11 protein-coding genes are annotated in these 13,071 nt (G+C 48.3%); 9 read left to right on the plus strand and 2 right to left on the minus strand.

The genetic code is table 11. The features are described 5' to 3' along the window. Positions 1-11 precede the first annotated feature (11 nt). Complete coding sequence (gene pgm / locus EDI28_RS11430; RefSeq protein WP_128784007.1) at positions 12-1,658, plus strand: phosphoglucomutase (alpha-D-glucose-1,6-bisphosphate-dependent); 1,647 nt, start codon at positions 12-14, stop codon at positions 1,656-1,658. Between the two features lie 62 nt (positions 1,659-1,720). Here the strand turns inward: pgm and EDI28_RS11435 are convergent, their stop codons facing one another. After that, a complete protein-coding gene (locus EDI28_RS11435) occupies positions 1,721-2,524 on the minus strand; it encodes a DUF1853 family protein (RefSeq protein ID WP_128784008.1) in 804 nt (267 codons plus the stop codon). 119 nt (positions 2,525-2,643) lie between these two features. Here EDI28_RS11435 and EDI28_RS11440 point away from each other — a divergent pair, with 119 nt between their 5' ends. Both EDI28_RS11440 and EDI28_RS11445 read left to right on the plus strand, forming a co-directional pair. Then, positions 2,644-2,850: a DUF2517 family protein gene (locus tag EDI28_RS11440; RefSeq protein WP_128784009.1), complete on the plus strand. Its 207-nt coding sequence runs from the start codon at positions 2,644-2,646 to the stop codon at positions 2,848-2,850. 216 nt (positions 2,851-3,066) lie between these two features. Beyond that, complete coding sequence (locus EDI28_RS11445) at positions 3,067-3,825, plus strand: Nif3-like dinuclear metal center hexameric protein (protein ID WP_128784010.1); 759 nt, start codon at positions 3,067-3,069, stop codon at positions 3,823-3,825. Between the two features lie 80 nt (positions 3,826-3,905). On the opposite strand, the gene EDI28_RS11450 is transcribed toward EDI28_RS11445, so the two are convergent. Then, entirely contained in the window at positions 3,906-5,195 is a 1,290-nt protein-coding gene (locus tag EDI28_RS11450) for a citrate synthase (RefSeq protein WP_128784011.1), read from the minus strand. Between the two features lie 409 nt (positions 5,196-5,604). Here EDI28_RS11450 and sdhC point away from each other — a divergent pair, with 409 nt between their 5' ends. From sdhC to odhB, 6 genes are all read left to right on the plus strand, one after another. Further along, positions 5,605-5,985, plus strand: coding sequence for a succinate dehydrogenase cytochrome b556 subunit (sdhC, locus tag EDI28_RS11455; protein ID WP_128784012.1), 381 nt, complete (start codon positions 5,605-5,607; stop codon positions 5,983-5,985). Further along, a complete protein-coding gene (sdhD, locus tag EDI28_RS11460; protein WP_128784013.1) occupies positions 5,979-6,326 on the plus strand; it encodes a succinate dehydrogenase, hydrophobic membrane anchor protein in 348 nt (115 codons plus the stop codon). Before sdhC ends, sdhD begins: the two co-directional genes overlap by 7 nt. Next, a complete protein-coding gene (gene sdhA / locus EDI28_RS11465; protein WP_128784014.1) occupies positions 6,327-8,093 on the plus strand; it encodes a succinate dehydrogenase flavoprotein subunit in 1,767 nt (588 codons plus the stop codon). A 15-nt stretch (positions 8,094-8,108) separates the two neighbouring features. After that, positions 8,109-8,822, plus strand: coding sequence for a succinate dehydrogenase iron-sulfur subunit (locus EDI28_RS11470; protein ID WP_128784015.1), 714 nt, complete (start codon positions 8,109-8,111; stop codon positions 8,820-8,822). A gap of 111 nt (positions 8,823-8,933) precedes the next feature. After that, positions 8,934-11,744, plus strand: a complete 2,811-nt coding sequence (sucA, locus tag EDI28_RS11475; RefSeq protein ID WP_128784016.1) for a 2-oxoglutarate dehydrogenase E1 component — start codon at positions 8,934-8,936, stop codon at positions 11,742-11,744. 31 nt (positions 11,745-11,775) lie between these two features. Then, positions 11,776-12,996, plus strand: coding sequence for a 2-oxoglutarate dehydrogenase complex dihydrolipoyllysine-residue succinyltransferase (gene odhB / locus EDI28_RS11480; RefSeq protein WP_128784017.1), 1,221 nt, complete (start codon positions 11,776-11,778; stop codon positions 12,994-12,996). The last annotated feature ends 75 nt before the right edge of the window (positions 12,997-13,071 follow it).

The following is a 13,071-nucleotide window of genomic DNA, read 5'->3' on the forward strand; positions in this document are numbered from 1 at the left end:
AGGATAAGTTAATGGCAATCCATCCTCGTGCCGGGCAACGTGCCCAGCAAGAAGATATGCACAACATCCCAGCGTTAGTGGCAAACTATTTTCTGATCGAGCCGAGTGTTTCTGAACCACAGCAGCAAGTCGCCTTTGGTACTTCTGGTCATCGTGGTACGGCTGATAAAGGTACGTTCAACCAGCACCATATCTGGGCAATTGCCCAGGCGGTAGCTGAAGTGCGTGCTGCAAATGGTGTAACAGGCCCGCTGTTTCTTGGCAAAGATACCCACGCTTTGTCTGAGCCGGCATTCACTTCAACCCTTGAAGTGCTGGTGGCGAACAATGTGAAAGTTGTAATTCAGGAAGGACGTGGCTATACCCCGACCCCGGGTGTTTCCCATGCTATTCTGTGCCATAACAAAGCCAATGCCGATAAGGCCGATGGTATTGTTATCACTCCGTCTCATAACCCGCCTCAAGATGGTGGTATTAAGTACAACCCCGTCCATGGTGGCCCTGCTGAGGGTGAGTTGACAACCGCTATCGAAAAACGCGCCAACGAAATTATCGCCAATGGTATGGTGGACGTTAAGCGTGTGTCGGTTCAGCAAGCATTTGCCAGCGAATCAGTGGTTGATAAAGAGCTAGTTGCACCGTATGTCGATGATTTAGTGAATGTTATCGATATGGCTGCGATTCAGAAAGCAAACCTGAAGCTGGGTGTCGATCCGCTCGGTGGATCGGGTATCGAGTACTGGCGCCAAATAGCGAGCCACTACGGGCTGGATCTGACGTTGGTCGATGAGTCTATTGACCCGTCTTTCCGTTTTATGTCGCTGGACAAAGACGGTGTGGTTCGTATGGACTGTTCGTCGCCTTACGCGATGGCTGGCTTGCTGGCTCACAAAGACAGCTATGATCTGGCGTTCGGTAACGACCCAGACTATGACCGCCACGGTATTGTGACACCGGCCGGTCTGATGAATCCGAATCACTTCCTTGCGGTATGTATCGACTATCTCTACCGTCATCGCCCAGACTGGGGGCAGGACGTTGCCGTAGGAAAAACGCTGGTATCCAGCGCACTGATTGACCGCGTTGTGGCTGATTTGGGCCGTGAACTGTGCGAAGTGCCTGTTGGCTTCAAATGGTTCGTCGATGGTTTGTATTCAGGCAAGCTAGGCTTCGGCGGTGAGGAAAGTGCAGGTGCATCATTCCTGCGCATGGACGGTACGCCATGGTCTACCGACAAAGACGGCATCCTGCTATGTCTGTTGGCCGCTGAAATTACGGCAGTTACAGGCAAGAACCCGCAGCAGTATTACGAGGAGCTGGCTGCTAAGCATGGCGCTTCGCAATACAATCGCTTGCAGGCAGTTGCTAACGGTGAGCAAAAAGCGATACTCAGCAAGCTATCTCCAGAAATGGTCGCTGCCGAGACATTAGCTGGTGATGTAATCACCGCCCGTCTGACTCATGCGCCAGGTAACGGTGCGGCAATCGGCGGCCTGAAAGTGACAACTGAAAACGGTTGGTTTGCTGCTCGTCCGTCTGGTACCGAAGATATTTACAAGATTTACTGCGAAAGCTTTAAAGGTAAGGAGCATCTAGCCCTTATCGAGCAAGAAGCGCAGGAAATTGTCAGCAAAGTCTTTGCCGATGCTGGTCTATAAGCTGCATTGATTTGCCAAAAGCGCCCTTTCGAGGGCGTTTTTTTATACCTGAAGAAAAGTTATCAACGATCCCTGTTGTGGGTTGGCCAATGATCGGGTACTACAAACCAAACCTTGTTATCAGGGCTGACAGCCTGCGTCGGGATTGAGAGCTGGCTGATATCAAGGTCTTTGCCGAGATCCTGGTAGCGGGGAGGGCAGATCCATTGCTCTTTACTTAGTTGCTTAAGCTTTAAATCCAGAGCCTTCGACTGATAACACCAGATCCCTGATAGAGCATTAGGGTTGATGGCAATACCTGAGCCTGCCGCTATTGCGTCGTGAGGAAAGAATAAGCGGCCCTGCATGATCAGGCGTTTAACGACAGGTTGTCCGTACCGGGGTAAAAGTTGCTGTTTGAAGGCCTGGTGATCACTTAGGGTCAACTGATGCTCTAGCATTCGAGTTGTTTTTTTGTCGAGGTTGTCATTGGCATTAGGACCGGGCCAGCCATTTTGATAGGCGAGATAGAACTTGATGGCAACTTCCCAGTGTTCGAGTTGATTTGTGAGCGTATTTTTTACTAGGAAGTCGATGGCACCGAGCGTTTGCTTGTTCCATTTGAGTTGAACTTCTTCTGCAACCAATAGGTAATGAGGGTGCGCATCAATCAGTTGTTGCCATAGCCATTGATAATAAAATCCAAGCCGACGGTTGCCTTGGTAATGGGTATAAGGCGGCATGGTTGCGTGAGTCCTGAATTCAGACAGCCAATTATCATCTGCGATAGAAGGAGAGCTGCAGGTGAGTGACGGACAATTGAGAACAGTATTGATATCGTTCTGAAATTGTTCCTGTTTTGTTGCGTCAGTGTAAGTGTTTGACATGTCGTGTCTTATTTAGTTCTCTAATCCTAGATTTGGCTAAAAAGTGTGCGTTGTGATGCATTGTGCCGATGCCTTTTCGATTATTGTATATACAGGTTAGACCAGTTGGTGAGGGCCCTATGTACAAGTCATTTTCGTTAGTCCGCATTTTTTTACGCCGGGTGCTAGTCGTGCTTGTCGGCGTTTTGACCTTCCCAGTTATGATTTTTTTACCTGTTGATAAACGCTCTCGCTTCTATAGCTATCTACACCGGTATTGGTTAAAGATCAGTACGAAACCTGTGTGGCTGGAAGAAGTCGAACATGGTCCTCATGATTTATATTAGGGCCTGTTTATCTACTACCAGAATATTGAAAAAGCTGCATTTATGCAGCTTTTTTATTCTCACTCGGTGGGGCCAATTGTCTAGGGAAATATTGATAGGAGCGAAGCTCTTGGAATCAGGAGAAACTGTTAGCCACGACTTCCTGTAATACGCTGATTAGATGTGAATTCATATTCTGTCGTATAGAATAACGCTAACTGACAAAAGGAAGCGATAATGAACAACATCAAATTGGAAGCTGTGCTGAATAAGCTGCTGAGCCCGCACCTGATCAAAGATTACTGCCCCAATGGTTTGCAGGTTGAGGGTAAATCAGAAGTCAAAAGAGTGATTACGGGGGTAACGGCGTGTCAGGCTCTGATTGATCGCGCCATTGAAGAAAAAGCCGATGCAATCCTCGTTCATCACGGTTTTTTTTGGAAAGGCGAGCCTGCTGAAATCCGCGGTATGAAATTCCGCCGTATCAAAGCATTGATCGAAAAAGGTATTAACCTTTATGCCTATCATTTACCGCTAGATGTTCACCCGGAACTTGGCAACAATGCCAAGCTGGCCGAGCTGCTTGATATTGAAGTATTGGGCGGAATGGAAGAGGGGAACCCCTTGTCGGTTTCAGTATTTGGTCAGTTTGATCAACCGCTTACGGGGGAGGAGTTGGCGTCACGTCTGTCGATTGCGCTTCATCGCGAGCCGCTTCACATTGGTGATAATGCACCGGCCGAGATCAAGACGATTGGTTGGTGTACCGGCGGTGGACAGGATTTCATTGAGCTGGCTGCCCATAAGGGATTGGATGCTTTTATCTCTGGTGAAATTTCAGAGCGGACCGTTCATACGGCCAGAGAATTGGGGATCCACTATTTCAGTGCCGGCCATCATGCCACTGAGCGGTACGGGATAAAATCATTGGGAGAGTGGCTGGTCGAAGAACATGCCTTGGACGTCACGTTCATTGATATCGATAACCCTGTGTGATCATTATTCTTCATAAAGTAAAAGGTTGAGCATCGCTGCTCAACCTTTTTTCTTTTAGCTAGAGCCTAGAACCTAAACGTTTATTCGCGCTCGTGGATCGGGCTGAACTCTCGTTGGTTATAACCGGTATATAGCTGACGCGGACGTCCGATTCGGTTACCCGGATCGTTGTGCATTTCGTTCCAGTGTGCAATCCAGCCGATAGTACGTGACATGGCAAAGATCACTGTGAACATAGAAATCGGAATACCGATCGCCTTCAGAATGATACCTGAATAGAAGTCAACATTCGGGTACAGTTTCTTATCGATGAAGTACTCGTCAGAAAGGGCAATACGCTCAAGCTCCATCGCAACATCAAGCAATGGATCCTGGATGTTAAGCTCTTCCAGTACTTCATGGCATGCTTCGCGCATTACCGTTGCACGAGGATCGTAGTTCTTGTAAACACGATGACCAAAGCCCATCAGACGGAATGGGTCATCCTTGTCTTTTGCTCGTTCGACAAATTCCGGGATCTTATCGACACTACCGATTTCTTCCAGCATTCTCAGGCATGCTTCGTTGGCTCCACCGTGAGCGGGTCCCCAAAGTGAAGCGATACCAGCGGCAATACAGGCAAATGGGTTTGCGCCTGAAGAGCCTGCCAAGCGAACTGTTGATGTTGATGCATTTTGCTCATGGTCAGCGTGAAGGGTAAAGATCTTATCCATTGCGCGTGCCACGACAGGACTTACTTCGTATTCTTCACATGGTGTTGCAAACATCATATGCAGGAAGTTTTCTGCATAATCAAGATCATTGCGTGGGAAGATGAACGGTTGGCCAATTGAGTATTTGTAACACATTGAGGCCAGTGTCGGCATTTTAGACAACAGGCGGAATGCCGTAATCTCACGGTGGGTATCATTATTGATATCCAGAGAATCGTGGTAAAACGCTGCAAGCGCACCTACCACGCCACACATAACTGCCATTGGGTGAGCATCACGACGGAAGCCGTGGAAGAAGCTGGCAATCTGCTCGTGGACCATAGTATGGCGAGTAACAGTTGTACGGAATGTTTCGTACTGTTCTCGCGTAGGGACTTCGCCGTACAAAAGAATATAACAAACTTCTAAATAATCAGCATTATTCGCTAATTGGTCGATAGGGTAACCGCGGTGAAGCAGCACGCCTTTATCGCCGTCAATGTATGTAATTTGAGATTCACATGATGCAGTGGCTAGAAAACCAGGGTCGAATGTGAAGTAACCGTTAGCGCCAAGTTTGCGCACATCAATTACATCAGGCCCTTGTGTGCCCCCGATAATCGGCAGTTCGACTGGTGCTTCCCCTTCGATGTGAAGAGTAGCTTTCTTGTCTGCCATAACAATCTCCTTTGCTTTTTTATAATCCTAATCCAAAGCGGATGTGCATTTGTTGTACCGATTGAGACGGCATTTGTCAATTTTTGTGCCTGTTTGTGTGCGCTTGTTAATAACTTTGAGTAAAAGCGTGCAAAATTCCCAAACCGTGTTAGAGGTCATGTAACGGGGTTTGTAATTGGTTGTTACGAGGCGTATACTCGCCGCAGGTCTCTGGTTCTGCGGCCGCCAGGAACGAAAGCTTAAGTTATCAACAATATTAGTCACTTAGGTTTAATTTTGTTTTGGGTTTCCGTTAAAACATAATTGCAACCAAAGGTTATGAGAATGTTGCGCTTATTTATCTGGCTTAAGCGGATCGGAGAGTTCTATAAAAATAAAATGCTTCATTGGAGCTGAGTGGGCAAACACCGTGAAAGTAAATAAGCCAAGACCTGTCAACCTCGACCTACAGACGATTCGCTTTCCTCTGACGGCGATTGCGTCGATCCTACACCGTGTATCAGGCGTGATCACCTTTGTTTCTGTTGCAATCCTACTTTGGTTATTAGGCCTTTCCCTTTCCTCCCCAGAAGGTTTCACAAGCGCTGCCAACATAGTTGACAGCTTTTTTGTGAAATTTGTTCTGTGGGGCGTGCTGACTGCATTGTTTTATCACATTGTGTTGGGCGTGCGTCACTTAATGATGGACATGGGATATTTTGAAGAAATGGAATCCGGCATCGCAAGCACGAAAGTGAGCTTCGCAATTGTAGCGGTTCTAGCTATCTTCGCTGGAGGCCTAGTATGGTAAACAATGTTTCGACAATCGGCCGTAATGGTATACACGATTTTATTCTGATTCGCGCAACTGCAATCATCCTAACCCTTTACACCATTTATATGGTCGGATTCTTCGCCTTTGGCCCGGATCTCAGCTATGAAACCTGGACTGCTTTTTTTGGCAAGCTGAGCACCAAGGTCTTTACTATGCTGGCGCTGCTATCAATTCTGATCCACGCCTGGATTGGCCTATGGCAAGTATTAACAGATTATATTAAACCTGCCGCCCTACGAGCAGGCATCCAGTTTGGTGTTGTAGCTGTACTTTTTGTCTACCTGTTTTCAGGTTTCTTCATTGTGTGGGGTGCGTAAGTGAGCATTGCAGTTCGTGAGTTTGACGCCGTAGTAATCGGTGCTGGTGGTGCAGGTATGCGTGCCGCACTACAAATTTCTGAACAAGGCCTTAGTTGTGCTTTGTTGTCTAAAGTTTTCCCTACCCGTTCACATACTGTGTCTGCGCAGGGGGGAATTACCGTTGCTCTTGGTAATTCACACCCGGATGACTGGCAGTGGCATATGTATGACACAGTTAAGGGTTCTGATTACATCGGTGATCAGAATGCTATTGAATACATGTGTAAGAACGGTCCTAAATCTGTTATCGAACTAGAAAAAATGGGGCTTCCATTTTCACGTTTCGAAGACGGTACGATTTACCAGCGTCCTTTTGGCGGCCAGTCCAAAGCATTTGGCGGCGAACAAGCGGCGCGTACAGCCGCCGCGGCTGACCGTACCGGTCACGCCCTTTTGCATACGTTGTATCAACAGAATATCAAGCATAAGACGACCATTTTCTCTGAGTGGTACGCGCTTGATTTAGTGAAGAATCAAGATGGTGCAATCCTCGGTTGTACAGCTCTTTGCATGGAAACCGGCGAGATTTGCTACTTCAAGTCGAAGGCAACAATCCTGGCGACAGGCGGTGCAGGCCGAATCTATGCGTCGACAACCAACGCATTTATTAATACCGGTGATGGTGTCGGTATGGCACTTCGTGCCGGCGTTCCAATGCAAGACATCGAAATGTGGCAATTCCACCCTACGGGGATTGCTGGTGCCGGTGTGCTGGTAACAGAAGGCTGCCGTGGTGAAGGTGGTTACCTGCTGAACAAAGACGGTGAGCGCTTCATGGAGCGCTATGCGCCAAATGCCAAAGATTTGGCCGGCCGAGATGTTGTCGCCCGTTCGATGATGGTTGAAATTCGTGAGGGACGTGGCTGCGATGGTCCATGGGGGCCGCACATTAAACTGAAACTGGATCACTTGGGTAAAGACGTACTTGAGTCACGCCTGCCGGGTATCTGTGAACTGTCCCGTACCTTTGCCCATATCGACCCTGTCAAAGAGCCTATTCCTGTTATCCCGACCTGTCATTACATGATGGGTGGTGTTCCTACACAGGTTTCCGGCCAGGCCATTAAACAAAACAGTGCAGGTTTGGACGAAGAAGTACAAGGCTTGTTTGCCTGTGGCGAAATTGCTTCTGTTTCTGTCCACGGTGCAAACCGCCTGGGCGGTAACTCACTGCTTGATCTGGTGGTCTTTGGCCGAGCGACGGGTCTGCATCTTGGCGAAACCTTGGCAGCTCAAGCTGAAGCTCGTCCGGCAACTGAGTCTGATATCGAGGCATCTCTTGAGCGCGTCAACCGCTGGAACAACACCCAGAAAGGTGAGGATCCCGTGCAGATTCGTAAAGATCTCCAGTCTTGTATGCAAAACAACTTCTCGGTATTCCGTGAAGGTGATGCGATGGCGACAGGTTTGGAAGAACTTAAGGTAATCCGTGAGCGTTTGAAAGAAGCGCGACTAGATGATACCTCGACAGAGTTCAATACTCAGCGTATTGAATGCCTAGAACTTGATAACCTGATGGAAACTGCATACGCAACTGCCGTTGCTGCAAACTTCCGTACAGAAAGTCGCGGTGCCCATGCCCGTTTCGACTTCCCTGAGCGCGATGATCAAAATTGGTTATGCCATTCAATTTACAACCCTGAGACAGAGGAAATGTCGAAGCGTGCTGTAAATATGGAGCCAACGAGTCGTGAAGCGTTCCCACCGAAAGCGCGTACTTACTAAGGGGGAGGGAAGAAAATGAAACTGAATTTTTCAATTTATCGTTACAATCCAGATGTCGACAATGCGCCACACATGAAGGGTTATATCCTTGAAGTGCCTGAAGGTTCAGACATGATGGTTTTGGATGCATTAATCTTGCTTAAAGAGCAAGATCCAACGCTGGCTTTCCGCCGCTCTTGCCGTGAAGGCGTATGTGGCTCAGATGGCGTAAACATGAATGGTACCAACGGCCTGGCATGTATTACTCCGCTCTCTGCGTTAACTGGCGAAACAACGATCGTGATTCGTCCGTTGCCTGGTCTGCCTGTGATTCGCGACCTCATCATCGATATGGAACAGTTCTACACCAACTATGCGAAGGTGAAGCCATTCCTGATTGATGACGGTGCTTTGCCGCCTGCTCGTGAAAACCTTCAGTCACCTGAAGACCGTGCCCATCTCGATGGTTTATACGACTGTATTATGTGTGCGTGCTGCTCGACATCATGCCCATCGTTCTGGTGGAATCCAGATAAGTTTATCGGACCAGCAGGTCTACTGGCTGCATATCGTTGGCTAATTGACAGCCGTGATACTGCAACAGATGAACGATTATCAGATCTTGACGACGCTTTTAGTGTTTTTCGTTGCCATGGCATCATGAACTGTGTAAATGTTTGTCCTAAGGGATTAAATCCAACGAAAGCGATTGGCCACATTAAATCAATGTTGCTAAAACGCGCGGTATAATTAAGTCGAATTATCGATATGCTGGCTTCCTGACTCGCTATCGGAAGCCAGCTTTAAAGCCCGGCCTTGAGACCGGCGCAAATGGCGATAACTAGTGGTTAAGGGAAAACAATGCAGAACGGCGTTATGAAGGCTTGGCTTGAGTCTTCACACCTGGCTGGCGCCAATGCAACTTATGTAGAAGACCTCTACGAGTTGTATCTTAGCGACCCAGAATTAGTCGATGAAAAATGGCGGCACGTATTTAGTGATTTGCCTATTGTGAGTGAAGCTGCTGTTGAGCAACCGCACTCGCGTGTTCGTGATTATTTCCGACGTCTGGCTAAAGAGACAACCCATCTAAGTGCTACCGTCAGCGATCCAGATGTTGATGCGAAACAGGTTAAGGTATTGCAGCTTATCAACGCATACCGTTTCCGTGGCCATCAGCATGCAAACTTAGATCCGTTAGGGCTATGGCAGCAGGATCGAGTGCCTGATCTCGAACCTGAATTCCATAACCTGACAGCAGATGATTTTAATGAAACCTTCAATGTCGGTTCTTTTGCGGTTGGCAAAGAGACGATGAAGCTTTCTGAAATCTATGATGCGCTGAAAAAAACCTATTGTGGTTCGATTGGTGCTGAGTACATGCATATTACCAATACTGACGAAAAGCGCTGGCTTCAGCACCGTTTGGAATCAGTGGTTGGTCAAGGCGCATTCTCGACAGATGAAAAACTGACTTTCCTCGATGAGCTAACAGCAGCCGAAGGTTTGGAACGTTACTTGGGGGCTAAATTCCCGGGTGCCAAGCGTTTCTCACTAGAGGGCGGTGATGCGCTTATTCCTATGATGAAAGAGCTGATCCGCTATGCCGGAACAAACGGTGCCCGCGAAGTTGTCGTGGGTATGGCACACCGTGGCCGCCTGAACATGCTGGTTAATGTGTTGGGTAAAAAACCGCAGGACTTGTTTGATGAGTTTGCGGGCAAGCATGGTGAATCTTGGGGAACCGGTGATGTGAAATATCATCAGGGCTTCTCTGCTGACTTCGCAACACCGGGTGGTGATGTACATTTAGTGTTGGCATTTAACCCATCACACCTTGAAATTGTTAACCCTGTGGTTGTGGGTTCTGTGCGAGCTCGTCAGGATCGCCTTGGCGATAAAGATGGCTCACAAGTTCTACCTATTACTATTCACGGGGACTCTGCAATTGCCGGTCAGGGCGTGGTCGCTGAAACATTCAATATGTCTCAGTCACGTGGCTACCGTGTTGGTGGTACGGTTCGTATTGTCGTGAACAACCAGATTGGCTTCACAACGTCTAACCCGAACGATACCCGCTCAACGCAGTACTGTACCGATATCGCAAAGATGGTCCAGGCCCCTATTTTCCATGTCAATGCTGATGATCCTGAAGCGGTAGCGTTTGTTACTCGCATAGCCCTGGATTTCAGAAATGCCTTTAAGCGTGATGTTGTCATTGATTTGGTGTGTTATCGCCGCCATGGTCACAACGAAGCTGACGAGCCGAATGCAACTCAGCCGTTGATGTATCAGAAAATCAAAAAACATCCGACACCACGTAAGATTTATGCTGATGCACTGACCGATAACGAGACGGTTGACTTAGAGACTGCGACGTCTTTGATCAACGAATATCGTGATGCGCTCGATCGTGGTGAGTGTGTCGTGAAAGAGTGGCGCCCGATGAAGCTCCATTCTGTCGACTGGTCACCGTATCTCGGACACGACTGGACGGTTGAATGGCCTAATACCATCGAGCCTTCTCGTCTGAATGATCTTGCCCAGCGTGTTTGTCAGTTCCCTGAGAGTCATAAGCTGCAAAGTCGGGTACAGAAGCTGTACAACGACCGCCAGGCAATGATTGCGGGTGACAAAATGGTCGACTGGGGAATGGCTGAAACATTGGCTTATGCTACCTTGGTTGACGATGGTAACCGGATTCGTTTTACTGGACAGGATTCAGGCCGTGGTACATTCTTCCATCGCCACGCGGTGCTGCACAATCAAGGTGATGCCAGTACTTACGTTCCGCTTGCCAATATCCATGACAAGCAAGGTACATTCCAAGTCTTTGACTCGGTGCTGTCAGAAGCCGCTGTACTGGCATTTGAATACGGTTATGCGACGGCTGAACCTGGTGGTCTGACGATTTGGGAAGCGCAGTTTGGTGATTTTGCCAACGGTGCCCAGGTGGTGATTGACCAGTTCATCAGTTCCGGTGAGCAAAAGTGGGGCCGTATGTGTGGCCTGACAATGCTGCTACCACATGGTTACGAGGGACAAGGGCCTGAGCACTCTTCTGCTCGTCTGGAACGTTATCTGCAGCTTTGTGCTGAACAGAATATGCAGGTCATTATTCCGTCTACGCCGGCTCAGATCTATCATATGCTCCGCCGCCAGGTGCTTCGTCCGATGCGTCGTCCGCTGATTGTAATGTCACCGAAATCTCTGTTGCGTCATCCGCTGTGTGTCTCGACGATGGATGATTTGGCGAGTGGTAATTTCCAGCCGGCTATTCCAGAAGTTGATGATTTGGATCCGAAGCAAGTTAAGCGTGTGGTGTTCTGTTCCGGTAAGGTTTACTACGATATTCTAGAACAGCGTCGTAAAAACGAGCAGACAGATGTGGCCATTGTTCGTATCGAACAGCTCTACCCATTCCCGAAAGAAGATGTAGAAGCCGCTCTGGCTGATTACCCGCACGTTGACAACTTTATTTGGTGTCAGGAAGAGCCGCAAAACCAAGGCGCTTGGTATTCTAGCCAGCACAACTTCCGCTCTGCAATACCGAAAGGTGCCGAGCTGAATTATGCAGGTCGCCCAGCATCTGCTTCACCGGCTGTAGGTTACATGTCGGTTCACTTGAAACAACAGAAAGCGCTAATCGAAACTGCGCTTACAATAGATTAATAAGAACTGGAACAAAAAGGACAAAGCCGATATGACAATCGAAATTCTGGTTCCTGATTTACCTGAATCAGTTGCAGATGCGACAGTGGCAACTTGGCACAAACAGCCGGGTGATGCCGTTACACGTGATGAAGTTCTGGTTGATATCGAAACAGACAAAGTGGTGCTGGAAGTTCCTGCACCGGAAGATGGTATTTTAGAAGCAATCATTGAAGAAGATGGTACTACTGTTTTATCTAAGCAATTGATTGGTAAAATTAAAGCGGGTGCTGTGGCCGGTGAGCCGACTGCGGATGTGCCAGCTGAAGCAGAAGCGTCACCAAATAAACGCAATACGGCGTCGCTTTCAGAAGAAAGCAGCGAAGCACTGAGCCCAGCTGTACGTCGCTTGCTCGGCGAGCACAGTATTCGGGCTTCTGATGTAAAAGGCACCGGCGTTGGTGGCCGCATCACTCGTGAAGATGTTGAAGCGTTTGTCAAAGAAGGCAAAGCCCAGGCACCTGTTGCTGCGATTCCTGTGGTTGAAGCGAAGATTGAAGCTCCACTTGCCCATCGTAGTGAAAAACGCGTACCGATGACACGTTTGCGCAAGCGTGTGGCCGAGCGTTTGCTGGAGGCGAAAAACAGTACAGCAATGCTGACAACCTTTAACGAAGTGAACATGAAACCAATCATGGACCTTCGTAAGCAATATAAAGACATTTTCGAAGAGCGTCATGGCATTCGTCTGGGCTTTATGTCTTTCTACGTCAAAGCCGTGGTTGAAGCGCTGAAGCGTTATCCTGAGGTGAACGCGTCGATTGACGGTGACGACATCGTCTACCACAATTTCTTCGATGTGAGTATTGCTGTCTCGACACCACGAGGTCTGGTAACGCCAGTTCTTCGTGACTGTGACAAGCTTAGCTTGGCTGAAATCGAGAAAGGTATCCGTGAACTCGCTATCAAGGGCCGTGACGGTAAGTTAACCGTTGACGAGCTGATTGGTGGTAATTTTACCATCACTAACGGCGGTGTCTTTGGTTCATTGATGTCGACACCAATTATTAACCCGCCGCAATCAGCTATCTTGGGCATGCATAAAATTGCTGACCGTCCAATGGCCGTTGACGGCAAGGTTGAAATCTTACCAATGATGTACCTGGCACTGTCTTATGACCACCGTCTTGTTGATGGTCGTGAGTCTGTTGGTTATCTGGTAACGATTAAAGAACTACTAGAAGACCCAACACGTCTGCTACTGGACGTTTAATACCTAAAGTTAAGCCGGGCAGGCTCAACGTCCGGCTGAATCAGGCTTTAGGTATCGATAACGAAGAAATACCCG

The sequence above is a fragment of the Photobacterium chitinilyticum genome, from assembly GCF_004104355.1.
Classification (GTDB): domain Bacteria; phylum Pseudomonadota; class Gammaproteobacteria; order Enterobacterales; family Vibrionaceae; genus Photobacterium; species Photobacterium chitinilyticum.